Source organism: Bifidobacterium canis (assembly GCF_009727065.1).
Classification (GTDB): Bacteria; Actinomycetota; Actinomycetes; order Actinomycetales; family Bifidobacteriaceae; genus Bifidobacterium; species Bifidobacterium canis.
This window is the reverse complement of the sequence record NZ_WNLP01000004.1, coordinates 1-25562: the sequence shown is the minus strand read 5'-3', so window position 1 is coordinate 25562 and position 25562 is coordinate 1. Positions and strand designations below refer to the sequence as shown.

23 protein-coding genes, 1 tRNA gene and 1 pseudogene are annotated in these 25562 nt (G+C 56.7%); 4 read left to right on the top strand and 21 right to left on the bottom strand.

All coding sequences use genetic code 11. The annotated features are described in order from the left end of the window. Positions 1-58 precede the first annotated feature (58 nt). The gene (gene purD / locus GSD1FS_RS04835; RefSeq protein ID WP_155588636.1) at positions 59-1321 is read left to right on the top strand and encodes a phosphoribosylamine--glycine ligase; all 1263 of its coding nucleotides are present in this window, start codon (positions 59-61) and stop codon (positions 1319-1321) included. Between the two features lie 120 nt (positions 1322-1441). Here purD and uriT read toward each other — a convergent pair whose 3' ends face one another. Both uriT and uriH read right to left on the bottom strand, forming a co-directional pair. Continuing rightward, entirely contained in the window at positions 1442-2863 is a 1422-nt protein-coding gene (gene uriT, locus GSD1FS_RS04830; protein WP_155588635.1) for a uridine transporter UriT, read from the bottom strand. A 36-nt stretch (positions 2864-2899) separates the two neighbouring features. Next, positions 2900-3841 carry a uridine-preferring nucleoside hydrolase UriH gene (uriH, locus tag GSD1FS_RS04825; protein WP_155588634.1) on the bottom strand — a complete coding sequence of 314 codons (942 nt, stop codon included), beginning with the start codon at positions 3839-3841 and terminating at the stop codon, positions 2900-2902. A gap of 357 nt (positions 3842-4198) precedes the next feature. On the opposite strand from uriH, the gene GSD1FS_RS04820 reads away from it, so the two are divergent. Then, positions 4199-5554: an alpha/beta hydrolase gene (locus GSD1FS_RS04820; RefSeq protein ID WP_155588633.1), complete on the top strand. Its 1356-nt coding sequence runs from the start codon at positions 4199-4201 to the stop codon at positions 5552-5554. Next, positions 5551-8226, top strand: a complete 2676-nt coding sequence (locus tag GSD1FS_RS04815) for a bifunctional lysylphosphatidylglycerol flippase/synthetase MprF (RefSeq protein ID WP_155588632.1) — start codon at positions 5551-5553, stop codon at positions 8224-8226. The genes GSD1FS_RS04820 and GSD1FS_RS04815 overlap by 4 nt, the downstream gene beginning before the upstream one ends. On the opposite strand, the gene GSD1FS_RS04810 is transcribed toward GSD1FS_RS04815, so the two are convergent. From GSD1FS_RS04810 to purE, 3 genes and pseudogenes are all read right to left on the bottom strand, one after another. After that, positions 8215-8625: a Fur family transcriptional regulator gene (locus GSD1FS_RS04810; RefSeq protein ID WP_155588631.1), complete on the bottom strand. Its 411-nt coding sequence runs from the start codon at positions 8623-8625 to the stop codon at positions 8215-8217. The two genes, GSD1FS_RS04815 and GSD1FS_RS04810, sit on opposite strands and share 12 nt — an antisense overlap. A gap of 45 nt (positions 8626-8670) precedes the next feature. Further along, positions 8671-9821 (bottom strand): annotated as a pseudogene (gene purK, locus GSD1FS_RS04805) (5-(carboxyamino)imidazole ribonucleotide synthase). Further along, a complete protein-coding gene (purE, locus tag GSD1FS_RS04800; protein ID WP_155588630.1) occupies positions 9805-10302 on the bottom strand; it encodes a 5-(carboxyamino)imidazole ribonucleotide mutase in 498 nt (165 codons plus the stop codon). The pseudogene purK and the gene purE overlap by 17 nt, the downstream one beginning before the upstream one ends. 216 nt (positions 10303-10518) lie before the next feature. On the opposite strand from purE, the gene GSD1FS_RS04795 reads away from it, so the two are divergent. Then, a complete protein-coding gene (locus GSD1FS_RS04795) occupies positions 10519-12375 on the top strand; it encodes a 1-deoxy-D-xylulose-5-phosphate synthase (protein WP_155588629.1) in 1857 nt (618 codons plus the stop codon). A gap of 125 nt (positions 12376-12500) precedes the next feature. On the opposite strand, the gene GSD1FS_RS04790 is transcribed toward GSD1FS_RS04795, so the two are convergent. The 16 genes from GSD1FS_RS04790 to GSD1FS_RS04720 all read right to left on the bottom strand — a co-directional run bounded on the left by GSD1FS_RS04790 (position 12501) and on the right by GSD1FS_RS04720 (position 25387). Continuing rightward, a tRNA-Arg gene (locus tag GSD1FS_RS04790) sits at positions 12501-12573 on the bottom strand. A gap of 274 nt (positions 12574-12847) precedes the next feature. Further along, on the bottom strand, positions 12848-13975 hold the full coding sequence (locus GSD1FS_RS04785; protein ID WP_155588628.1) for an RNA-guided endonuclease InsQ/TnpB family protein: 1128 nt from the start codon (positions 13973-13975) through the stop codon (positions 12848-12850). Between the two features lie 102 nt (positions 13976-14077). Continuing rightward, complete coding sequence (locus GSD1FS_RS09755; RefSeq protein WP_343030206.1) at positions 14078-14575, bottom strand: hypothetical protein; 498 nt, start codon at positions 14573-14575, stop codon at positions 14078-14080. Between the two features lie 146 nt (positions 14576-14721). Then, a complete protein-coding gene (locus GSD1FS_RS04775; protein ID WP_155588627.1) occupies positions 14722-15099 on the bottom strand; it encodes a DUF3021 family protein in 378 nt (125 codons plus the stop codon). Positions 15100-15132: 33 nt separating this feature from the next. After that, positions 15133-15600 (bottom strand): LytTR family DNA-binding domain-containing protein, encoded by a 468-nt coding sequence (locus tag GSD1FS_RS04770; RefSeq protein ID WP_343030205.1) that lies wholly within the window; start codon positions 15598-15600, stop codon positions 15133-15135. Between the two features lie 67 nt (positions 15601-15667). Further along, on the bottom strand, positions 15668-16162 hold the full coding sequence (locus GSD1FS_RS04765; RefSeq protein WP_196425035.1) for a YbaK/EbsC family protein: 495 nt from the start codon (positions 16160-16162) through the stop codon (positions 15668-15670). Positions 16163-16233: 71 nt separating this feature from the next. After that, positions 16234-16932 (bottom strand): pentapeptide repeat-containing protein, encoded by a 699-nt coding sequence (locus GSD1FS_RS04760; protein ID WP_155588625.1) that lies wholly within the window; start codon positions 16930-16932, stop codon positions 16234-16236. Beyond that, positions 16895-17908 carry a low temperature requirement protein A gene (locus GSD1FS_RS04755; RefSeq protein ID WP_484478969.1) on the bottom strand — a complete coding sequence of 338 codons (1014 nt, stop codon included), beginning with the start codon at positions 17906-17908 and terminating at the stop codon, positions 16895-16897. The genes GSD1FS_RS04760 and GSD1FS_RS04755 overlap by 38 nt, the downstream gene beginning before the upstream one ends. After that, positions 17905-18075, bottom strand: a complete 171-nt coding sequence (locus GSD1FS_RS04750; protein WP_155588623.1) for a hypothetical protein — start codon at positions 18073-18075, stop codon at positions 17905-17907. Before GSD1FS_RS04750 ends, GSD1FS_RS04755 begins: the two co-directional genes overlap by 4 nt. A 153-nt stretch (positions 18076-18228) precedes the next feature. Beyond that, positions 18229-19422 (bottom strand): SLC13 family permease, encoded by a 1194-nt coding sequence (locus GSD1FS_RS04745; protein ID WP_155588622.1) that lies wholly within the window; start codon positions 19420-19422, stop codon positions 18229-18231. 170 nt (positions 19423-19592) lie between these two features. Further along, the gene (gene dnaG / locus GSD1FS_RS04740) at positions 19593-21671 is read right to left on the bottom strand and encodes a DNA primase (RefSeq protein ID WP_155588621.1); all 2079 of its coding nucleotides are present in this window, start codon (positions 21669-21671) and stop codon (positions 19593-19595) included. Positions 21672-21840: 169 nt separating this feature from the next. Then, positions 21841-23199, bottom strand: coding sequence for an alanine racemase (gene alr / locus GSD1FS_RS04735; RefSeq protein ID WP_155588620.1), 1359 nt, complete (start codon positions 23197-23199; stop codon positions 21841-21843). A gap of 75 nt (positions 23200-23274) precedes the next feature. Beyond that, entirely contained in the window at positions 23275-23799 is a 525-nt protein-coding gene (locus GSD1FS_RS04730; RefSeq protein WP_155588619.1) for a GNAT family N-acetyltransferase, read from the bottom strand. Positions 23800-24062: 263 nt separating this feature from the next. Continuing rightward, a complete protein-coding gene (locus tag GSD1FS_RS04725) occupies positions 24063-24557 on the bottom strand; it encodes an S-ribosylhomocysteine lyase (RefSeq protein ID WP_155588618.1) in 495 nt (164 codons plus the stop codon). A gap of 97 nt (positions 24558-24654) precedes the next feature. Continuing rightward, entirely contained in the window at positions 24655-24780 is a 126-nt protein-coding gene (locus tag GSD1FS_RS10140) for a hypothetical protein (RefSeq protein ID WP_281349833.1), read from the bottom strand. 316 nt (positions 24781-25096) lie between these two features. Then, positions 25097-25387 (bottom strand): type II toxin-antitoxin system RelB/DinJ family antitoxin, encoded by a 291-nt coding sequence (locus GSD1FS_RS04720; protein WP_155588617.1) that lies wholly within the window; start codon positions 25385-25387, stop codon positions 25097-25099. Positions 25388-25562 lie beyond the last annotated feature (175 nt).

Here is a 25562-nt window from a genome sequence, read left to right as displayed (position 1 = left end):
AGCTGTGCATGACTCTTATACCAACAGATATTCACCAACAAGAAAAGAAGAGAAATACATGAAGGTTCTTGTTATTGGCTCAGGTGCCCGCGAGCATGCGATAGCATACACATTGCTCCGTGGCGAGAGCGTTGAAGAAGTCACCGTGGCTCCCGGAAACCCGGGTATGGAACTCGATGGCATCCGCACGCTGTCGCTCAACCCATCCAATCAGGCCGCACTCATCGACTTCGTGCGCAACAACGACTACGACTGGGTGTTCGTCGGCCCCGAAGTGCCGCTCATCGAAGGCATTGTGGACGCCTTCCATGAAGCCGGCATCCCCGCCTTCGGCCCGAACAAGGCCGCGGCGCAGATCGAAGGCTCCAAGGATTTCGCCAAGAGACTCATGGAACGTCACGGCATTCCCACGGCCTCATACCAAACGTTCGAAGACCTTGATTCCGCTACCGCATATGTGCACGAGCATGGTGCTCCCATCGTCGTCAAAGCCGATGGTCTGGCAGCAGGCAAAGGCGTCACCGTGGCGATGGACGAAGGCACCGCCGTCAGCGCGTTGGAAGACATTTTCGTCGATCACCGCTTCGGCGCGGCAGGCGCTCGCGTGGTGATCGAAGACTTCTTGGAAGGTCAGGAGTTCTCGCTGATGAGCTTCGTGAGCGGCACCAAGTTCTGGCCAATGCCGATCTCACAGGATCACAAGCGCGCATATGATGGCGATAAAGGACCGAATACCGGAGGCATGGGAGCATACAGCCCTGTTCCGCAAATCGGCCAAGACGTTATCGACACCGCCATCGAAACGATCGTCAAGCCGACAGTGGAAGCCATGGCCGCTGAGGGCACGCCGTTCACCGGCATTCTCTACGCCGGTCTGATCGCCACTGCGGATGGCCCGAAGGTCATTGAATTCAATGCTCGCTTCGGGGATCCGGAAACCGAAGTGATCCTGCCGCGTTTGACGAGCGACTTGGGTGCCGGCATTCAGGCGATTCTTGACGGCGACGAGCCTGAATTCTCTTGGGAAAGCGACACCACCACGCTTGGCGTGGTGCTTGCCGCAGATGGCTACCCGACCAACGTGGTCAAAGGCGCCAAGGTTCCCGTGCTCCCAACCGATGCCGACTCGCATGTGTTCTATGCAGGTGTGAAGAAGGATGGTGACGATCTCGTCGCCAGCTCCGGCCGCGTGCTGCTGCTCGAAGTGAGCGCCGCAGACATTCCTGCCGCCCAGCAGAAGGTGTATGGCATTCTCGATGCCGCCGACACCACCGGCATGTTCTACCGCCACGACATCGGTGCGAAGGCTCTCAACGCCTGACACATTCTGCCAACTACTAAGCAGATATATGAGTGTGGGCTCCACCCATTTGGGTGGCCCACACTCATATATCTCTATCTCCTATATCAAACTGTTAACTCAGGAAATCATCGGATCGACTCACTCCTCTGGTTTCGGAATGAGGAACGAGCAGGCGAACGCGAGCGCGACGAGTATGATGCCGCCGACCATTGACATCATATAGCCCGACGTCGCACCGGCACTCTGCGTGAATGCCTTCTGCACTGCATACAGCACCGCATAGCTCAATCCTGCGCCCAAGTTGAACGCGCCAGCGTTCAAACCAGGTAGGTAACCGGGGTTGTCTTGCGGAGAAAGCACGATGCCCAAGCCGTTGAGCATGATGTTCGCCGTGCCTGCATACGAGACGCCCACAAGGAGCGAGAATACGATGAGATCCCACATATTCGGCACCTTGCACACGAATACGCCGAACAGCATGCTCACAGCCGTGACGAGCAAACCGCCGCGCAATACCATGCGGTAACCGAATTTAGATGCGAGCACGCCCGCCACAGGTCCGAACACCAAACCGACCAAGGCATATGGCGTCAGCGTGAAGAACGAGACGACATCGGTGGCAATGCCGGCACCGGCTTCAGTATCCTGCCCAAGGGCAGGGATGATGCCGTTCATGATGGCGAACACGCCCGTCATCGTCAGCAAAGTGGTGAGCAGCAAGCCCCACGTGCGACGCTGCTTGAGATACTTGGTGGCCACCATCGGGTCTTTCTTATGCTTCTCAACATTCCAGAACGCCACGAACAGCACTGCGGCAACGATCAGTTCTACAACCACGAGCCACCAATTCGCGTCTGCGAGCTTCTGAATCTCGTTGATGGCCAGATACGCGGCAAGGAAGGCGACGGAGAGCAGAATGACGCCGAGCCAATCCATCTTCGGGGTTTCCTCTGCGGTCGAGTTCTCGCTGAAGCATGCCACCAGCACAATGGCCAGTACGCATACGCCGACCATCACCCAGAAAATGGAACGGAAGCCGAAGTGACCGGCAAGCCAACCGCCGAGCAACGCGTCGACGCCGCCGATGCCGCCATTGACGGAGGTCAGAATCGCCATCAGTTTCGCATACTGTGCGTCGTCGGTGACGCGGGCATGCAACATCAGCAATGTCATCGGTACGATCGGGCCGGCGACGCCCTGCACCACACGGCCGATCATCAGCATCGGCACATTGACGGCCAATGCAGATAGCACGCAGCCGACAGCCGTCAGCGTGAGCATGCCGAGCAGCACCTTCTTGCGTCCTGCGAGATCACCGAGTCGTGGCAGGAACAGCGAGAACACGGCGCATGCGGTGAAAAACACCGTTTGCGTCAACCCGATTTGAGCATCGGTTGTGTTGAGTTCGCGAGCCATTGTGGTCAATGCCGGCGAAAGCATTGAGGCGTTGAGCTGGAACGCGAAGATGGCGGCCATCAATGCCACCATCAAGGCGACGATCGAGCTTTTCTTTTGTTCCGGAGCAGTGCCACGTGGCACTGTGGAGGTATTCGCGGTCATATGAATCACCTGATTCCCTTGCTTCTTCTCTTTCGGTCAGCCCAAACGTTGCAGGGCGTCTACGATGAGGTCCCAGAACTTCTTGTGGTCGAGTTTGACTGCGACTTGCGTATGGCATTCCTCTGGCGCCGGCTCTGGGCCTCGAAGATCCGCCACCGTCATGCCAAGTGTCAGATCACCGTGGATTTCAACGTCCAACGGGCAACGACGTGTGGTGATGACCGTCGGATCGATCAAATAAGCCACCGTGCATGGATCATGCACCGGCGGATCCACGAAGTCTTGATTCTCCTGATACGACTTGCGGAAGAAGTCCATCAGGCCGCTGACGAACATGGCCAGATCGGTGCCGACTCCCTCCACCTGACGTTGCACGGCCGGCGTGCATAGCGCTTGGTGGGTCAGATCCAAGCCCACCATGGTGAGTGGCCATGCCTCGTTGAACACGATGTGTGCGGCTTCCGGATCAACTTTGATGTTGAATTCCGCCACTGCGCTCCAATTGCCCACATGGTAGCCGCCGCCCATCAGCACCACTTCTTTGACGCGATCCACGATGCGCGGTTCGAGTCGTGCGGCCAACGCGATATTCGTCAATGGGCCGGTCGGCACCAGTGTGATCGTCTCCGGTGGATTGTTCATGATCGTGTCGATGATCCAGTTCACCGCGTGCCCCGGGTCAAGCGGACGCGATGGCACTGGCAGTTCCACGCCGTCCAGACCGCTCTCACCGTGGATGCTGGCAGCTGCTTCCGGTTCGCGGATGAGCGGACGTCCGCATCCCGCATGCACTGGAACGTCGGTGGCGCCAGCTTTTTCGAGCACTGCACGAGCATTGTATGTGACTTTCTCAAGACTTTGGTTGCCGCCCACTGTGGTCACGCCAAGCAAGTCGATGGTCGGATTGCCAAGCGCCAGCAAAATAGCCACTGCATCATCATGGCCTGGATCGCAATCGAGAATGATTTTCTTCGTCATGGTGTTCTCCTTTGAACGCCTGTGAATAATTGACGGCATAACATCACGAACTGAGCTGTCGATCACTGAACCCGATATTCTGCCGACATATTCGTTGTAACAGAAACATCTCGTCTTCGCAAAAGCGGGCATGGTATTCAACCTTGAGGAAAAAGCGCGGCAGCTGAACCCCAGTTGAGGTATCGCCAGATACGCAGACAAGTAATTTCAACACGGATTCCCGCTGTTTTCAAGGTTCTTCGAACGGGCTGCTTACAACTTTTCAGCGCATTAAAGAATCCTAGTGCACGCAACTTCACCCTCACTAAGGTAGGGGAAGGTACATGGCAGACCAAAGAGAGGACGCATGGCGTACGTATGGGCTGGTTCTATTCGATAGACATCATTGAGGGGTGGCTTCCCGCAACCATATGGGCGTTGGTCGCCATCGCAATGGTCGTGCTATTGGTTGCACAGCGCAAGTCGTTGAAACGGGCGGGATTGCAGATCGGCATCGGTTTGCTCTCCGGAGCACTCGGATTGCTGGCCACATGGCTCGTGTCGAACGTGTTCGTCGTATTCGGCGTTTCGCTCGGCTGGCCCGTCATCTTCGCCGTTGCCGCAGGATTCGCTTTGCTCGGGTTCGCCATCAGTGCCGCCGTCATGACGCATACATGGCGCAGAGTGGTCGCCATAGTGTTGATTCCGCTGGCTCTGCTCGCCACGACGATGCGCGTCAACGCCATCTACGGCGAATACCAGACCGTTGGCAGTCTGTTCGATTACTCCCCCTACCCGCATATTTCGACGCTCAATCTTTCATTGAACACGATCAGCGTGAAGGATTGGAACGAGCAGGTGAAAGTCAAGAGCAGGAACACTTCGAACATTCCGAAGTCAGGCAAGCTCGTGCACGTCGATATTCCGAACACCGCGTCTGGCTTCCAGGCACGCGAGGCGTTGGTGTGGCTGCCGCCTGCCGCTTTCGCCAAGCACCCGCCACGTCTGCCGGTTATGGTGATGCTCGCCGGCCAACCGGGAAGCCCCACGCGCTTCTTCACGGCCAGCGACACAGTGAAGATTCTCGCCGAATTCGCGAACAAGCATCATGGGCTCGCACCCATCGTCGTCTCCCCCGATCAGAACACGGAGGCCACGCGCAACAGCCTGTGTGCGAATACGACGAAGTGGGGCAACGCCGAAACCTATTTGACGCAGGATGTGCCCGACTGGATCACAGAGAATCTTCCTGTGAGCACACAGGCCGACGAATGGACCATCGGCGGATTCTCGCAGGGAGGCACCTGCTCCACGCAGCTCGCGCCGAATCACCCGAACATCTATGGCAACGTGCTTGCCGTGGATGGTGAGATCGCTCCGACCGACGGCAGCGTAGACCACATGGTCAAGGAGTATTTCAATGGCAGCAAAAGCGCTTACGAACGTCAGGTGCCGCGCAATGCCATCGTGAACAACGCGCCTTCGCATCAGCTGATGATTCTCGGCGCCGGTGAGCGAGATGCCGAGTCCGTGAGCAACATCAAGAAGATAGGAGACACCGCCGAAAAGAACGGGTGGACGGTGTTCCGCTTCACCGTGAAGAACTGGGGGCATGACTGGCATGCCGTCAACGCGGTGTTCAAAGTGGCGTTGCCATATTTGTGCGAGCGCATGGGACTCGGCAATGCGAACGTTGATTTTCCGACTGATTCAAAGATAAGGGAACTAGCATGACCGCGAACGATTCCACACCGCCGCACAAACCGGCGGCGTCGTCGAAGATTGCACAACAATACCAATCGCAGTCCGCAAGCGCACAGTTGCTGGCGGATCTGCACCGGTGGGCGCATGAACAGAGTTTCGCGCTCACGGTGACTCTGGGATTCATCGTCATCAATCTGTGCTGGTGGGTGGCATATGGCGTCGAGCATAAGGCGATGCCGCACCATGCGCTCACTACGAGCCTGCATGAGTTCAACTTCGTGCCATTGCTCGCATCGTTGTTCCTGACTCGCTCGGTATTCCAGCTCATAGTCGATTCCCTGCTGATTCTTCTCGTGCTCTGCTTGGCTGAGCCGTACCTGGGCAAGGCTCGCACCACGTTGGTGAGTTTGGGCAGTGCGGTCGGCGGCACTGTGGTCGGCTTGCTGATTTGCGAGGGCATGAGCGTGCTGCTCGGCGAGCGCAAGGAAGTGTTCCACCTCAATTTCACGCTCTCCCCCGTTGTGTTGGTGATCGGCGCACTGATGGCCGCGACCGCGTTCTCATACCAGCTGTGGCGCAGGCGCATTCGCATCATTGGGTACACCGCGATTCTCGTGGTGGTGCTCTATGGCGGTAATCCCGGCGACTACTGCTTGCTGTTCGCCGCTATTCTCGGTCAGATTATCGGTCGCCTGATCGCAGGTCCACCCGTTGAGACCGAGCAGTGGCATTGGCAATATAGTTCGACGCAGGAGATTCGTCGTATTTTCGGCGCAATCGGCGTGGTGTTGGCGTTGGGGCCGATTGTGGCGACCACTTCTCGCTCCCATGCCGGCCCGCTCGTGTCGATGGCTTTGGTGCTCAGCCCTAAGTCCGTGGATTCCGGCATGCTCGCGGCTTGCATGCACGGGCAGATGCTGGAGGGTTGCGGTGCGCAATACGCGTTGCTGCGCGCGAGCATGCCGGGCGATATCGTCAGATCGGTGCTTCCGTTGCTGGTGATGCTCGCTTTGGCTTGGGGCATGTATTTGGGACGTCGCACTGCGGCGGTGTGCAGCATTATTTTCTACACGGCGAGCGCGTTCTTCGCAGTTATCTATTATCTGATGCCATACACGTGGAATTCGCGGTTACTGGTGCCGGTGATTTCGAAGATCACACTGGCGAACGCGCTTATTCCGCTGCTGTACGCGATTGCCGTGGCGATAGAACTTCCGCACTTCTCCATGCGCACGAAACCGCGTATTCTCAAGCGTTGCATCGCTGCGATCGTCGGCAGTTTCGTGGCGTGCTCGGCCATCTACCTGTTGTTCGCGTGCCTGCGCCCGCAGGATTTCAACCCGCAGCCGACTGTCGGCATGGTGTTCCGTGATTGGCTGGCGCAATTCCTGCCTATCGGTTACCTGACGCACTCGAAGGTGTCGTTCATCGCCACCACTCCACTCGCCTCGCTCGTGTTGCAGGGTGTGGGCATCGTGTTCTGGCTTGTGCTGGTGATCGTGTCGTTCGCTTGGTTGAACGCCACCGTTGACTACGACAAGCAGGCGCATGATCGTGCCGAACGGTTGGCGGAAGACGGCGGGGAATCGATGAGTTTCATGACGACGTGGGAGGGCAATGAGTATTGGCTCTCCGCCACAGGCCGTTCCGCCGTTGCGTATCGTGTGCTCAATGGCATTGCCTTGACCACCACCGGCCCGTTCGGTGATCCGGAGGAATGGGATAGCGATATGGATGAGTTCTCGAGATATTGCTTGGATCATTCGTGGTCGCCGGTGTTCTATGCCGTTCATGAGGAGGGCAAGGATCATTTGGAGCGTCTCGGCTGGCATTCGATCATGGTGGGCGATGAGATGCTCATCGACCCGCAGGCTTGGAAGACGACCGGCAAGAAGTGGCAGGATATTCGCACGGCCATCAATAAGGCGAAACGTGAGGGTATCACCGATCATATGTGCACATTCAATGATGCTCCGCGTGACGTGCAGGTGCAGATCGAGGAGATTTCGGAGCAGTGGTCGCAGGGCAAGGCGTTGCCTGAGATGAAGTTCACGCTCGGTGGCGTGGAGGAGCTCAAGGATCCGCGTGTGCAAGTGCTGTATGCGATCGACTCGAACGGCGTCGTGCAGGCGGTCACCAGCTGGTTGCCGACGTGGAACAATGGGCGTGTGATCGGCTGGACGCTTGATTTCATGCGCTACCGCAGCGGCAGTTACAACGGCATCATGGAGTTCCTGATCGCGCGTATGGCGCAACGTATGCACGATCAAGGCGTTGAGAATCCCGATGATCAAGTGCAGTTCGTCAGTTTGTCTGCCGCACCGTTGACCGGTTTGCAGAACTACACCGATGCCAAATCCGACGATACGTCGAACATCGATGGCACGACGATGCTGCAGCATTCGCTCGCATTGGTGGCGAATCTGCTGGAACCGGCGTATGGGTTCAAGTCACTCTACAATTTCAAGAAGAAGTTCCAGCCTCTTGAACGCCCGGTGTATATCTGCTATCAGGATTCCGCGCTGTTGGCGAATCTCGGCATCGCGATCGTGCGCGCATACTTGCCGACGCTCACGTTCAAGGAAGCACTCGGCATGCTCTCCGCATTCAAACCACAGAGCACAAAAGAGCGTGAGTCAAAGGGCAACGCTTCCTCGAATTCCACCGCGAGTCACGCTGAAAGCACGCAATCAGGTATCTGAGCGCTCGGCTTGCGCACGGCAGTCCGCGCATAATCCGAACACTTCCAACGTATGCGACTCGATCGTGAAATCGTGTTGCTGCGCCACGGATTGCAACCATTGCTCGCTCGGCGGGTCGATCTCCACGGTTTTGCCGCATGAGACGCAGACGAGGTGGTGATGATGTCGGTCGGCATTGCACAGGCGGAACAGCTGCTGCCCGTTCAATCTCACGGTGTCGACCTGACCGGCGTCGGCCATGGCATTGAGGCGACGGTACACGGTGGCCAGCGAAATATGCTCGCCACCGTCTTCCAGCCGCTGGTGCAACTGCTGGGCCGAGACGAACTCACTCGCATGGCTCAATGCTTCGTGAATAACGTCTTTCTGCCTTGTGTTGCGCATCGTGCGATCGCTCATAGTCTCCTCAATGCCGTTGCTTCGCCCACCGTGTTCCGTGGAACACTACTCATCCCAACAATGTGTGGCCTCCAGCAATTCCGCCGCACATGCCGGGTCGTCGCACAGCACGGTGATGTGCCCCATCTTGCGGTTGTGCTTCACCACGGCCTTGCCGTAATCGTGCACATGCCATTCCGGATGTTCGGGAGCGGCGGCGCGCGTCGGTTCTACGTGTTGGCCGAGCACGTTCACCATGACGGCCGGGCTGAGCAGCTTCGGCTGTGGCAGCGACCAACCGCAGATGCCGAGAATATGCATGTCGAACTGGTCGAAATCGCAGGCTTCAATCGTGTAATGGCCGGAATTGTGCGGGCGTGGGGCGAGTTCGTTGACGATCACCTTGCCCTCCGGCGTCACGAACAGTTCGATCGCCAACGTGCCCGCCAGTTCGAATCCGCGAGCGAGTTCGATCGCCAGCTCATGTGCGGTGCGCGCCACGTTCTCGCTCACTTTGGCGGGGGCGAGTGTCATGTGCAGAATGTTGTTGCGGTGAATGTTGTGCACGATCGGGAACGTGCGGTAATCCTTGCCGTTGCCCGACACGAGAATCGACGCCTCGAACGCGAAGTTCACGAATCCTTCCAAAATGGCGGGCGGGAACGCGTCGTCAGGCCATACGTCGGCGAGATCCGCGGGCTCGCGCAGTACGATCTGCCCGTGACCGTCGTAGCCGCCTTCGCAGGTCTTGAGCACTGCGGGGAATCCGATCTCCTCGAGTGCGGCGTCCAGCTCTTCACGCGAGTTCACTGCACGCCAAGGCGCGGTTTCGATGCCGTGTTCGTTAATGAACGTCTTTCGGCGATGCGGTTCTGCGTCACGCGCAACAGGTCGGTGCCCTGCGGAATCGCCACGATGTCGCGCACCGCATCGAGCGCGTCCGCGTCCACGTTCTCGAACTCGTAGGTGAGCACGTCGCTGCGTTCGGCGAGTTCGCGGATCGCCTCCTTGTCGTCATAGTCGGCGACGATCTGGAAGTCACCCACCTGCGCGGTCGGGCAATCTTCGGTCGGGTCGAGCACTCCGACGCGCAAACCCATGTATTTTGCCGACAGCGCCATCATGCGACCGAGCTGGCCGCCGCCGACGATGCCGATCACGTCACCGGGAAGCAAACGTTCGCGTGCGCCGCCGGTTTCCTCAGATAAGCTCGGCATTGGACTGCTCCACCTTCTTCTTGAGTTCGTCGCGGTATTCCTGCAACGCATCGGCCAAATGCTTGTCGGTTGTGCTCAGAATGCTCACGGCGAGCAGTCCGGCGTTCGTCGCACCGGAATTGCCGACAGCGGTGGTCGCCACCGGAATGCCGCCTGGCATCTGCACGATCGACAGTAGCGAATCCCAGCCGGAAAGCGCGTGCGAGCGAACCGGCACACCGATAACCGGCAGCGTCGTCTGCGCGGCCACCATGCCGGGCAGATGAGCGGCACCACCAGCACCGGCGATGATCACCTTCAGCCCATTTTCGCGAGCCTCATGCGCGAACTGCCCCATGAGCTCGGGTGTGCGATGCGCAGAAATCACCTGCTTCATGTATGGCACTTCGAAACGGTCGAGCATCTCGCAAGCATGCCTCATGGTCTCCCAATCACTGGCAGAGCCCATGATCACTGCCACCTGCGGCTTATTCGCTGTCATTGTTACCTCCGCAACGCATTTTTTATGTGACGACTTCACTCTACGCCGAAAGCATGTCGTGCATATCCGCGCTTGTTTTGCGAAAGCTTTTGCCGGTATACAAACACACTTTTTATGTCACACACTATAATATGTGCATGAAGTCGACCATCGCCGGCGCATATGCTGGAATGCACGCGATGCTGACCAGCTAAAAGAGAGGGATTACTGACACTCATGACCCACGACATTCTGTCTGAGGTGCTTTCGCCTTCCGATGTGAAGCTGCTCACCACCGACCAACTGACGGAGCTGTGCGCGCAGATACGCGGCACGCTCGTCGACTTCGGCAAACAATACGGCGGCCATATCGGTTCGAACCTCGGTTTGGTGGAAGCATGCGTGGCCATGCATTATGTGTTCGATTCGCCGTTCGACAAAATCGTGTTCGACGTGTCTCATCAAAGCTACGTGCACAAGATGCTCACCGGTCGTGCGGACGCATTCCGCAAAGCCGAACTGTTCGGCACGGTGACGGGTTTCACGAATCCCGACGAAAGCGAGCACGATCACTTTGTGCTCGGTCACACCGGCACGTCGATCTCACTGGCCTGTGGCCTGGCTAAGGAACGCGATATGGTTCGCGCCGCCGGTCGCACCAGCCAGACGAACAATGTGGTCGCGGTTATCGGCGATGGCGCGTTGAGCTCCGCAATCGCATTCGAGGGGTTGAACAACGCCGCTGAACAAGGCGGCAACCTGATCATCGTCGTCAACGACAACGAGATGTCGATCGCGAACAATCACGGTGGCATGTATGCGACGCTTGCGAAGATGCGTGAAACGCATGGGAATTGCGAGAACAATCTGTTCCGCGCATTCGGTCTTGACTATCGGTATGTGGAAGACGGCAACGATGTGACCGCGATGATCGACGCGTTCCGCGAGGTCAAAGACACGGATCATCCGATCGTCTTGCACATCCACACGCTCAAAGGCTTGGGACTCGACGAGGAAGACGCCACCTATGGTCTGCACGCCGGCCAGTGCGAGTCGAACCATTGGCAGAACCCCCTCGCGCAGGCGGATGCACCACTCGGCGCACGCAAATACTATGGCGGGCTGGCCATGCAACAGCTGGAGCAGCGTTTTGGCAGCGAGCCAGGTCTGGTTGTCATCTCCCCCGCCACACCTGGTTCCAATGGCATCACCGAGGATTTCCGTGCACGCGCCGGAGCGCACTACGTCGACACTGGCATCACCGAGGAGCATGCCGTCGCATTCGCATCGGGCATCGCCAAAGCCGGTGGACGCCCGGTGGTCGCCACGTCTGCCACGTTCTTCCAGCGCACATTCGACCAATTACAGCAGGAACTCGCATTGAACGACACTCCCGTGACGTTGCTCTCATTCGGCGCGGGGCTTTCTGACGCCGACAACACGCATTCCGGCGCCTTCGACGTTCCGATGTTCGGCAACGTGCCCGGACTCACCTGCCTGGCACCCACTTCCCAGCAGATGTTCCTCGACATGCTCGCATGGTCCACATCGGAACGCAACGAACATCCGGTGATGATCCGCGTGCCCGGCAATACGATTCTCGATGCCGAGCGCTCCGGCGACCTTGACCCGAATGCCACAATGCCGGCTCAACGCACGGACTTGACACCACCATGGTTCGGCTATGACGTGGCACGAAGCGGCAACACCGTCGCCGTGCTCGGTTTGAGCAACGCCTACCCCACCGCCTGCTCCGTGGTCGACCGTCTTGCTCGCGGCGGTGATGGAGAGCAACCCATTCAGGCCACACTCATCAATCCTCTGCAGTTCTCGTCGCTCGACGAGCAGACCTTGCGAGCGCTTGCCGATGACCATACGCTCGTCGTCACTCTCGAAGATGCCCAGCTTGAAGGCGGTTGGGGTGAGAAGATCACCGCGTTCTACCAGAACATGATGCCGCATGCGAACATGCATGTGTTGAATTTCGGCGCAGACAAAGAGTTCACTGACCGCACTCCTCTCGCCGAGCTCAACGCCCGCTACGGTCTGACCACGCAAACCATAGTCTCCCGCATTCGTGAAATACTGCAATAAGCAACAGCGGGTGAGAAAAGTGCATGTGTATCAGTGCGAAGTTATCGGCATGGAAGATGCAGTCAAATCCACACTCAATGCACTTGATCTGCATCAGCACAGTGTTTGCATTCGACAAAGCCTTGTGCCTCCGGCCGGACTCGAACCGGCAACCTGCGGATTAGAAGGCCGATGCTCTATCCATTGAGCTACGGAGGCCAACAAGCACTACGCTAGACGTTGCGAGGGACTATTCCACACGTAACGTGTTGGCAGATATGCTTTGTGACCAAGATTAGAAGTCACATGCTGTTACATGTGATGAGATCAGCATATCGGGTCTCATCACATGAATCCTTTCTAAATAGATTGGATTTCCTATTTCAACCTGCCCGCTATCAGCAACAGTGTGTTTTCTGTTTCCTGACGACGTGTATGCAACAGTCCATAGGCGTTACTTCCCGGCTAACCACCGGTAGATATTGCTTGACTCTCATAGGTCCTGATATTCACTTGCATCCCGTAGATTCAATGCAGCGTTCAGGTCACGGTCATGAAGCGTGCCACAGACAGGGCACCTCCATTCATATTGCCCTAACACGAGAGATGTGTTCTTCCGGTGACATACATGGCAAAGCCTACTAGATGGATACCACGCGGATACCCGCCGAAGTTCAATGCCATGCTTATGGCATACTTGTTCAACGAGCTCAAGAAATACCGATAAACCTTGTTTATGTAAGGCTGGCGCAAGATGCCGATTCTTCATCATGCCTTTCACATTAAGATGTTCGATGGTTAGTGAGCTTGGCTGTCGCCTCACTACCTGTGCGCACACCCATTTCATGTATTCGACTCGCCTGTTGTTCAACCGTCGCTCAATGCGCCACTTCTCCATTATTGCCTTGCGATAATTATGCCATCCGTGCACTTTGTCCTTTCCTTTGTTCGCAAGATACCGACGTGTAATCATGCGCTCAATACGTCGCTTGCGTTTCTCCAACTTACGCAAGCGATTCGTTTTGTTGATATTCATAAACACTGTGCCATCTGAAAGAACAGCAAGATTTTTCAAACCGACATCCATACCAAGTGGTTCACCTGTTGGTTGTATGGGTGCAGGGTCCTGTGCCTCGTAAAGAACGCTCACATAATAGCGTCCGTTCACAATGCTTATAGTTGCGCTTTTCGGTTCTTGTCGTGTAGGTACATAACCTTTCTCCTTGAGCTTGACCCATCCAAGTTTCGGCAGTCGAATACGATGCCGTTCAACGTGAATGGAGCAAATCACATAGAATGAGTCACGATTTGTGTTACGTCGTTTATATCTAGGAAAACCGCTCTGCCGTTTGAAAAACCTTCTGTATGCCCGTTCTGCACACATGATCGCATGCTTAACCGATTTACTGGGAGCCTCAGTGAACCACTCTGGACGTTTTGAGTTATTAAGAGCTTTGGAGAAAGCATAGCCGGTCAAGAATAGACCACATTCAGCATAATATGCTTTGGCTGCATCCAAATACCAGTTATAAGCAAAACGCACTGTACCGCAATATTGATGGATAAGACCAATCTGCTTGTTTGTTGGATTGAGTTCCGTACGATATGCCATCACTTCCATATACTTCTCCCTGGCACACAAAATTAGTCAATAATCTGCAATTAGATTCACAGTATCTTTCAACAGATCAAGAGCAACTGCTTATACTCTTTTCTCAGTTGGTTAGCGTTTGCGGATGCGAGAGGCCAACCAATGCTCGATGGCGCTGCGCTGATATAAAGCCCCTTGTTTCAGACGTATCACCGGTTTGGGAAAGTCTTTAATCTCGGGAAACATACGAGCCCGCTGGCGAGAGACTCCAGCCATACGAGCAATTTCCGCATATCCAACTACTTCCGGATACTGGAAAAGTCCAGCCACCTCAATGGATGCATCTGAACGGACTGCCTCAACGCCAACTACCGTCAGATCATGACCTTGAAATGCTTGCCGTATAATTCCATCAGCTATATCAACCGCATCTATTGCATTTACGGCATCGACAGTTAACGTTACGCTGTGACTCGCACATCCCATGTCTGATGTTGCGGTAGCTCCATACTCTCCAAGTTCTGATACCGCACTGAGCACTGTTTCCTCAGCGAGATTCTCTTCAGAGGTAAATACGATTGCGATTCGCCAAGCCGACATCCGATCACCAACCCATACATCCAACTGCACCGTTCCGCAAAGTTTACGTTGATAGATTAATCATAACAAAAATGTTGTCATTGACAACAGTATGGTGATGTCGTCAATGACAACATTGAATCAATCGGGCGAAATGCCGTCATTTCAGCATTGCTGCCGACGCTTGAGCTGCGCGTTCATCTTGCGCACATCCCCCGGAATACATATCCGCAGATTATGGAAATGATCAGCGTCAGCACAAGCATGATGGCGATAAAGCTCAGTACCGCCCATATGCCATATTGCCGCGGAATCCAGCCCATCCACCACGCAGCAAACGTGTATATGACGGTTCCGGGAACGAGCGCTATGACGAGCTTCGCCCATGTGGCCATGCGCTCGTTGAGCCAAACGATCGCCGGCGCTCCATAGCCAACGCCAACGGCGAGCATGACTATGAACTGCCTTGCCAACATCCGCCCCGTGTCTCCTCCCATGGCGAGCCCTGCGATGGCTGAGAAGAACATTGAGATGAACGCCGCAATGCCAATGCCCACGGCAGTATATCTGAACAATGCCTTTTCATGATGTCTCCTTAGAAATCTGTGCTACATGCCCAGCGCGTGTTTAAACGAAGTCAGAAATCGGCGTGAAATCCATTCGACCGTACCGTCGATGAGCTTCACACTCACCGCACCGCCGAATCCCGGATCAATACGATCTATAGCGTTGAGATTGACGATCGCGGATTTGCTGATGCGAATAAAATCTGCGCCAAGCATTTGCTCCAGCTCATATAGCCGGTTGTTGGTGCGCAAATCGCCTTTGCTGGTGAGCAGCTGCACGTGACCATCTTCGGCCCGTGCAAGGTATATGCTGCGCAACGGCACGACCACCATGCTCTTCCCCTGCGTGGCGACGATCGCGTTGCGTGGGCCGCTGCGTTCGGTCACCGTGGCGTCGTCACCAATAGAAGCGAGCAATTCCACCGCATGCCTGAGTGTGTCGTCCATCTGTTGCGCGGCGATGTTCGCGTGGCCGGTGGTGGTCGGCAGAATAGAAAGTTCCACTCTCACGGGCGCCTCCAATCCTTGAATGATCTCATAATTCAAAGGTAGCGTGGCGCGGCATGTGCCGTCTCGTCTAAGCAGATAAGCGGTCGGTTTGGTTCGTCAAGCGGTCCACGACCTTGGGCAGGAACTTCGCCGGGAAAAGTATCGTACGCGTATTGCCATCTTCAGGAAAGCCGATATCGCCGTCTACTTCCCCACAATCAAGGAAAACGGTCACCTCTTGGGCGTGTGGATTATTGAGCAGATCAAATAGCGACGCGCTGCCTGGCTCAGAGCCCAATACTTCCGTCATGGTCTGCGGCGAGGCGAAACTCAGTCTTGAGCAGCCGAGTTTATGGGCGATTCCTTTAAGATCAAGCCGGGCGTCGCCCAGAGCCACTATAAGAACCAACCTGCCATGCGTGTCCTGCAACAGCAGATTCTTGACCAAATGCTCCATCGGCACGCCCATGAGCTCGGGGAGTCCCAAATCAATGCCGTCCTGCACGCTGTAAATCGGCGGATGGCTCACGCTGCGGTGCGGCACACCGAGTCCATCTAGAAAACTGGCAGGAGACTTTGGCATGTTTTGAGTATAGATACTCCCCACAACACGACCGCACCCACACATAGTGGGGACTAGCTAAAAAGTGCGCACTAGAGCGTGCGAATGCCGAGACTTTCGGCGAAAGCGGCTGCGAGGTCTGCGATCTGATCGAGCGACATCGTAGTGCCACGCAAGTATTCGACGCCTTCTATGCGTGCGAGTCGAGCGTCGCGCAGGTCCACGTTGCTCACCGTGGCATGCTGCAGATTGATCGAGTTGATCTGGCAGCCGGCGAACGACAGCCGCGTCAATTGCGCGCCCACACCGTCGAATTCGTCTATAGCACAGTTCTCGAAGCGCACATCGCGCCACTTCGCGTCACGCAGATTCAAATAACCGATGCGGCAGTCCTTGAACTCGACCGAGCGCAGCACCGACTCCATCGCGTCCACTGAACCCAGCCGGCAACCGGTCAGCGAGCAGTCCGCGAGCAGCGCGCCCACCATGTGCAGGCGCGCGAGTCCGCAACCGGAGAGTGAGGTTTCGCTCACATGCGCTTGATCGAGCACGAGAGCGCCAGCACTCATGTCTTCGAACGAGCAGTCCAGGAATGTGCCTAGCGTGGCATCGAGCGTCTCACCGTCGGCGTGCTGGTCGAAGAAGCGGCGGGAATCATAATTCCCTTCACTCTCCAGCGCGAACAATCGCGTTTCCGCCAGTTTCGGTGTGCGCGTGCGCGGAGTGATCTTCGGGGCTGCCGTTCTGGTGGTTCTAGTGCGCGATTTCGGCGCTGTGCTCTGCATGCTCATGCTGCCAGTGTAGTCCCTTGCGTAGCAGCATCACGAAGTTGCAGATCACCGGCACGAGCAGTCCACACATCATGCCGATGTTCGAATCGCGCAGCAGCACCATGAGCACGCCGCCGATGACCAGCGACACGGCGGAGATAATGCCGTCGTTGAGAGTGAAAGCGAGGTCGTTGAAATAGTACCCGCTGTTCGCGTAGATCGAGATGTAGAACACGGCGAGCGCGCAGATGGTCAGCAATGCGACGAACATGCGGTTCGACTCGCTGTTGTTGAGCAGTTCGAACCCGACCGTCACCAAGTTGATGGCGATGACGATGAAATAGTGCGTGAACATGAGCCGCAGCGCGCGGTCGACGCGATGGTGGTTGCACAGCACATGCATCTGGATGACGTAGCAGCCGAACATCAGCAGCATGACCGCGAAAATGAGAATGGGCAGCAACGAGAGCTGATGCACGTCGAAGAAGCGCGTCATGCCGACCACGCTCTCGCCGAACGTGATGATGGTGAGCAGTTCGAACCGTTCCGCAAGGTGCGGGAAACTGATGATGCTCGCGTCGAAGTCACCGCGAATGAAGAACGGCAGGAACATGCCGACGACGGTGGTGAACGCGCCGAAGCCGACGATCATCCAATGCACATGGTTGATGGCGCCCACATAGGTGACGGCATACAAGGCAATGACGATGGCGAGGATGATGCACGAGTTGCGTGCGGCGCGCGCATCACGACACCCTACGCGCGTGCGGATGAAATACATCGCCCACACACAGGCCAGCGACACGACCATCGCGAGGTTGTATGTGCCGGCCACGCCGTCCCAGTCGGAGGCTACCGACAACGTATTGACCAAGTAGAGCGTGGCCAACATGTCTATTGACGTGAACAAGTACTCCCACCATGTCCACGTGCCGTAGCGGTTCACATAATTCGTCAAATAAAGCCACGACTGGATGATGACGCAGGCGACGACTATGTAGCTGTAGAACGCGGAGGGGCGATCACCCCGTGCTCCGGCTCTTCGATGAGCAGGGTCATGCGTGAGATCGCATACACATAGATCAGATCGTAGAACAGTTCGATCAGTTCCACGTGCTGTTCTCTGACTTGGCCGACCGCTTCGGCCGCTCTCTTCTCACTCATGCGAGCCTCCCGTACCATTTTCTCCATTGTTCAGCAAAGCACAATGCAGCACAGCGTGGGGAAAATCTTCTCCATTGGCGAGTTGCCCACGCCAATTTTTCGACAAAGCTGCATTACTTTGTCTAATGAGAGCTTACGTTGACTATTCGCCGATTATTCGATGATGCAGCTCAACCCGAACAGCACGGCCACGAACAGGAAGCAGAAGGCGGTGTATTCGGTCAGGTACTTGCCTTTGCGGTCGGGATACATCTTCGTGAAGTTCTTGTAAGTGACAAGCGACGCCATCGATGCGATGAGCGTACCCATGCCGCCGATGTTCGTGCCGATGATGAGCGGCACGTATTGGTTCGAGAATCCGGCGAGCAGCAGCGAGGTCGGCACGTTGGAGATGATCTGGCTGAAGCCGATCGCCACGCCGAGCGGATGACTGCCGACGCACTGCTGTGCGAGCGCGGCGAATTCCGGCACGCGGCGCATGTTGCCGATGAAGATGAAGAACATGATGAACGTGAGCGGCAGACCCCAGTCACAGTGGCGGAACGACTTGCGGTCGCACACGAGCATGACGATGAACACGATCACGCACATCACCCAGATCGGGATCAGATCGCTGACCGCGAGCACGCAGACGAGGAAGGTGATGGCGTAGACGACGACTCGCCAACCGCCATAACCGGCGCCGTAGCCGGTCACATGGATCTCGTCCGGCTGCGGTTTGGAGGCGTCAGGGGCGAGCACGCCGTGTTCGATCGACTTGCTGTCCATGCCGCGGATGCCTTCGATCTTGCGACCGCGGAACACGATGCAGGTGATCGCGACGAGCATGACCGCAGACAACGCGCTATAAGGCCCCATCACCGCGAGGAAGTGCCCTGTTGACATGCCGGTCAGCGCTTTGAAATACAGATTGTGCGCGTTGCCGATAGGCGTGAGCATACTGCCGGTGTTCGCGCCGATCGTCATCAACGTGCACACGAGGATCGCGCGGTCTTCCATGCGCGCCATCTTGAGCACGGCGAGCGCGAACGGCACGAACGTGAGCAGTGCGACGTCGTTGGTGATGAGCATCGACGAGAAGAATGTGAGTGATATCAGTGTGAGCACCAACCCGCGCGCTGTGCTCACATGCTCGAGCAGCTTCGCGCCGATGATGCGGAACACGCCCACGCGTTGCAGTCCGCACACCACGAGCATCAGGCAGATGAGCTGCGCGATGGTGCTCACATGCACGTATTCGCGGTAGTGCCAGTCGGGCGGGATGATGATACAGGAGATCAACGCGAGTATTGTGGCGACCACGAGAATAGTCTCGCCGCGCAGGAATGCTACCACTCGATGTCGCATTCACTCCTCCGAAATCACTTGGAAAACTCTATTAGTTTACACTACGTACGCTTACCATTGCGGCGATAGTGTGCCGTTTTGCCGACCATTTCCAAGTGTTTCGGTGATTTCAGCTTGCAAACACTGCGCTTTGCTCCCGACCTTTTTCGAAATATTATTTCCGTCAGCACTCATCCTGCTGCTGAGCCGAAGATCTGCGATTGCAGATTCTTGCGCTCGAGCTCAACATCGGTGATCGCTCCGAGCAGTTCGATCTTGTCGTGCGTGTTCGTGGCACGGTTCGCCTTGTGCTTGAGCATGCCGATGCGACGCATGTAGCCGGTGTCGATCAGGCTGGCGGTCAGCTGGTTCGCATACTGGCGTTGCGCGGCACTCGCCTCCGGCATCGGGGCGGCCGCCTGGTTGTTTTGCTCGCCGGCTGCCGTGCGTCCGGAGTCGTTCTGCCCGCTATTCGGCGTCTTCTCGTTCAAGGGCAGAGTCATGACGGCCAGTTCGGTGATGACCGGAGCGAGCATCGGACCTCCCGCCTTGGTCAGTGCGTGGATCCACTGCCCCGGCGACGTGGGTTCCTGCGGCAGACCTCCGATTGATTCGACCGCTTCGAACAGCGTTTGAAACACGGGGGTGGCGAAGCAGTGCACTGTCAGCGCATTGAACAGTTCGGTGTTGATGGCGCGCGGCATTTGCACGAGCACCGCCATGAACTGCATTTCGGTGATGAACACGCGGTCGTCAATGCGGAAGAAACTTTGTGATTGTGCGTTGTTGTGCTCGATCTGCCGGACTCGTGACTCGTCCATGCGTGGCTCCTCGGGAGCACGCTCATAGGTGCGCTGGCGAGACACATAGGCGTCTTCGCTGCGCACATGTTGGGCGCGGCGAGCGGATCGCACTTCACGCTGCATGATGTCGAGGTCGACGCCGATCTGCCGTGCCGCCTTACGCGAATAAATGTCGAGCAGACTCTCGTCTTTGATGCGCGCGATCAGCGGCGCAACCGCTTTGACGGCGCCCATCTGACCGGTGGTGTATGAGGTGTCGAACCGGCGTATGGCCACGTTGATCACGAAGTCGAACAATGGCACGGCGTTGGCGACGAGCGCACGCAACGCATCATCGCCGCGTTCGATGCGCAGATCGCATGGATCCAGGTTGTTGTCTGCCACTGCCACGAAGGTTTGCGTCTGGAACGACGAGTCGAGACCGAAAGCGTGCAGGGCGGCTTTCTGCCCTGCCGCATCGCCGTCGAACGTGAACACGATGCGCGAGCTCAACGGCTGGCCTTCCACATGCAATGGGCCGGTCAGGTTCACGGCTCCCAATGAGTCGTCGGCGATCAGGCGGCGCACGATCTTCGCGTGTTCCGCGCCGAATGCGGTGCCGCAGGTGGCGACGGCGGTGTCGACGCCGGCCAAATGCATGGCCATCACGTCGGTGTAACCCTCGACGATCACCACCTGACGTTTCTTGACGATCTGCGGTTTGGCCAGATCGATGCCGTAGAGCACTTGGTTCTTGTGGTAGAGCTGCGTGTCGGGCGTGTTGATGTATTTGGCGTTGATCGAATCGTCATCGTAGAGCTTGCGTGCGCCGAAGCCGAGCGTGCGGCCGGTTGAATCGCGGATGGGCCATGTGGCACGGCCGCGGAAGTAGTCGTAAACGCCGCGCGCACCTTGACGTGCAAGCCCGGCGTCGAGCATCTCCTGCTGGGTGAAGCCTTTGTCGGCTAGGTGGCGCACGAGGTTATCCCAGCCTTGCGGCGCGTAGCCGCAGCCGAAGTGTGCGCAATCCTGCTGCGAGAAGTTGCGGCCGGCGAGCAGTTTGCGTGCGGGCAGAGCCTCCTCGGTGAGGATCTGGCTTTCGAAGAAGCGCTGCGCCTCCTCGTTGGCTTCCAGCAAACGAGCGCGTTTCGTGCCCTTGTGCTGCTTGGAGTCATTGCCGTTGTTCTCGTAATGCAGCTCGATATGGTATTTGTCGGCAAGCAGTTCCACTGCCTCGCGGAAGTCGATGTTCTCCTCTTCCTCCACGAATTTGAACACGTCACCGCCGCGGCCGCAGCCGAAGCAGTGCCAGGAGCCGACGGAGGGGCGCACGTTGAAACTCGGCGTGCGCTCGTCATGGAATGGGCATAAACCCACGTATGCGCCTACGCCAGAAGGCTTGAGGGCGACTGTGGCGGAGACGATGTCATAGAGATCCGCTGCGTTTCGTACTCGTTCTATGTCTTCTTTCTTAATCATCCCGGCCATGAGCGGTATCTTATCAGCAGCGGTCGGTTTTGAATAGAGCGGTTGCGGGAAAATCCATGCATACGTTAGCGGCGCACGGCGATTCCCGCGCGCCGCCTCAGTCAGCTATGCAGCGTTGCTCTGTTGCGCGCCCGCTCACCGGTGACGAACCGTGCGGAAACGCACGAGTTTACAGCAGCGTGGATTGGTCGAGCTTGGCTATGTCTTCGTCGCTCAACGTCTCGTAGGCGTTGAGGTAGAGATGTGGGATGCGGTTGCGCAGGCAGGTGAAGATCTCATAGCTGATCGTGTCGGCGGCCTGAGCCCAGTCGTCGGCGTTCGGTTCCAAATAGTCGGCGCCGCGGCCCGGGCCGAACAGTTCCACCGTGTCGCCGATGTGCACGTTCAGCCGTTCGGCATCGTCGTGCAGGTCGATGATGAACTGGTCCATGCACACGCGTCCGCTCACGTGCATGATCTTCGCGCCGTCCGCGGTCATCACGCGAACCGGCCCGCCGAGCTTGTTCACGTGCTTGGCGCCGAGTTCGTTGAATCCGGAAGCGGAGCGGTGGATGCCGTCCGCGTAGCCGACCGGAATGATAGCCGCGCTCGTGCGCTTGTCGGTCACGTAGACGCGGCCGTATGAGAGCCCCTCGCCTGCATCGACTGTCTTCACCGAGCTCAACTGCGCCTGCAGCGTCATGGCCGGCTTGAGCTGGTATTGCGACGGCGTGCCCATCGCGGGGTCTGCTTCGTAGCCGTACAGCGCGACGCCGGGGCGCACCAAGTCATAGTGGATCTGCGGTCTGCTCAGTGTGGCAGCCGTGTTCGCCAAGTGGCGGATCTGCGGGGTGATGCCACGCGCGTTGAGCCGTTCGGTGAACTCTTCGAATGTGGCGATCTGGGTGTCGGTTTCGTCAACGAATTCGCTGACGTCGGGAGCGTCGGCGACGGCGAGATGGCTCCATTGGCCGACGATCTCGAACACGCCCTCCTGTGCCAGCGGAAGCAGGGCGTCGATGGCCTCGTCGATCTGCTCGAGTGTGAACCCGTTCCTGCCGAAGCCGGTGTCGACCTTGATGTGCACGCGAGCAGGCTTGCCCACTGCGCGGGCGGCCTGCTCAATGCGGTGCAATGCGGTCATCGTGGCAACCGACAGATCAACGTCCTGCTCAATAAGCTCTTCGTAGGGTGCGCGCAGAGGATTGTTCACCCATGTGAGAATGCGGGCGCGGTCGACGCCGATGCCCGCGGCGCGCAATGCGAGCGCCTCGCGAGCCTGAGCCACGCCAAGCCATGTGGCGCCACCGGCGAGAGCCGCCAACGCCGTTGGTATGAGTCCGTGCCCGTAGGCGTCCGCCTTCACCACGCCCATCACCTGAGTGGGGCCGCCCTCCTGATTCACCACGTTCACCAAGTGGCGCATGTTGTCTCGCAGCGTCGCCAAGTCCACGATGATCTGCGCGGGGTATTCGCGTAGCGCCTGAAGATAGTTTCGTTCGCCTTGTTCGGAAGAAAATTGCCACTGTGGCAGTGCACTCAAGCTCATGGCTCCATTGTGTACCGCTCGCATGACTTCATGGCGTCGCTTTCGTAGGTATGGGGGCTTGGATCCGGACTCAAATCACCATTCGTGACGCTGGTAGGCGATGCGCGTCGTGTCTGTGTCGCGGTCGAGCAGCTGAATGAGACCGCACCGTGCGAAACCGCAACTGGTGAGCACGTGTTGCATGGCCTTGTTGTTCGGGTGTGTGTCGACGCGCACGTTGCCGTAGTGTTTGAGCGCCCATTCGATGCATTCGCGTGCCGCGTGGCGCACCACGCCGGCGGACGCGATGCGGTGGATGGTCACATAGGCGTCATCGTCGAGCCACGCGCCCTCGATGTGCTTGTATGTGGGGTCTTCGCCTGGGCACAACGCGAATTGTGCCAGAATGCGCTCTTTGCCATTGGCTTTGTCGACGAGCAGCATCGCACGATGGTTCACGATGTCGTCTTTGACCACTTCGGGTCGAGGGAACGTGTGCCCCCACTGCGTGGGATTGCCATTGCGCGCCATGAGCTCACGTGCATGTTCATAGATGCGTTCCATTTGAGGGTAATCCCTCATCGTTGCATGGCGAAAACGCCTTCCGGCAGTTTCTTGCATCTTTGACTCCTCGACAATATGCGATGTTGCAGAATAAGTAATTCAATAAATAATTCGTGTACGTAACCAATTTGTCAGAATCTTTGCCAGAACGGCAAATCTATCTGACAAATCAGCAAAACCAATAGTAAAAACGGCAAATAAGCAGTAGTTTCGCCGCTTTGTCAGATTATTTTGCTGTTATTACTCATATAACAGGTGAAATATGTGATAAAACAGCAAATCTGTTGGTCAAAACGGCGAAACGGTATGCTCGCGAATACTCAGACCAGCTTACGCTCGAACGGGTCGGAGCTGATGCCCTTGGCAAGAATGTCTTTTGCCCATTCCTTCGCAGTGAACAGGCTGTGATCGCGGTAGTTGCCGCAGCTCTCGATCGTCGTGGCAGGAACGTCATCCCACGTCGCTTCATAAGCGATGAATTCCAAGGACTCCCTGAGTGCTTTCGCCACTTCTTCGGTGGAGTGCTCGCCCCAGGTCAGCAGGTGGAATCCGGTGCGGCAGCCGAACGGCGAGCAATCAATATAACCGGGGACGCGTTCGCGCAGCAACACGGCGATGGTATGTTCGATGGTGTGCAGGCCGCCGGTCGGGATCGCGTTCTCGTTCGGCTGCACAAGTCGCAGGTCATAGTTGGAGATCACGTCACCGTGAGGACCGGTCTCAGTGTCGATATAGCGAACGTAAGGCGCCTTTACCTTGGTGTGGTCGAGTTGGAAACTTTCAACGACTGGTTTGTTCTGCTGTTCTTCAGCCATGTGCTCTCCCCTTTCAGGCGGTGCATGCAATAGGCAATGTTCGCGCTGGTATGTTGCGCAGTACATAGTGTATCGCCGCGCCTGACGAGGAACGCGTTCACGCCTTCGTCTGCTGCTCCGCCATGTCGTTCATCATCGAGATCGTGGCAGCCGAGTTCATCGTGGTGACCGGCACGCCGGTGGCCGCGGAGTCGAAACCGAGGATCATCTTCAAGATACCCATTGTTATTCCTTTCATTCCAACGTTTTTTCGTTGCTTTCTTCTGATGGTTTTCAGATTACGAAGAAACGCCGGTGCTGCACATACGGCGTCGGAATGAATCTCTGAGTATTTCTTGAGTTGCCTCCACCCTGAGAATGAGTTTTTCTCTACTTCAAGAATGATCTGTTGGAATTGTCACGATGCAATATCCTCGGCATATCTGATATTGCTATCGGCCACGTGAACAACAGCGTTGTTGCCGCGCGGCTTGCCGATTACTTATTCGTCATGTTCGGGGAATTCCACCCACATCAACCAAACCTCATATAGCCGCAACTCAGAGGTTGTCATACACATCATCCTCGGGATCATCCCAGTCGGACGGCAAAATTATGCGACCAGTTTCAGGATTTCTAGGCATTTTCTTGACTGTCACGCTCTTCCCCGATGCATACACTGCATCAGCACGATACTTACCCACAGAAGGAGTAAATGGCATTCCTCCATCACGAATGGACTGTTTAAGAAACATGTTGACCGCAGAACTGAGACTCAACCCCATCTCTTCATACAGAGCAGATGCGCGCTTTTTAACGTCATCATCAACGTTTGCGACTACTTTCGCCATTCCATCCACCTTTCTCAATACACTAGATGCAACCTATTTGATATATGATTGTGACTATTTATCACCAAATGACATATTCCAATACTATAGGTTTGATTGTAGTCCCATCATTTCCGCCCCAGAGAAAACACTCACTGGCTGACATGATCAATCAAGTCTGCAATCGCGCACGACC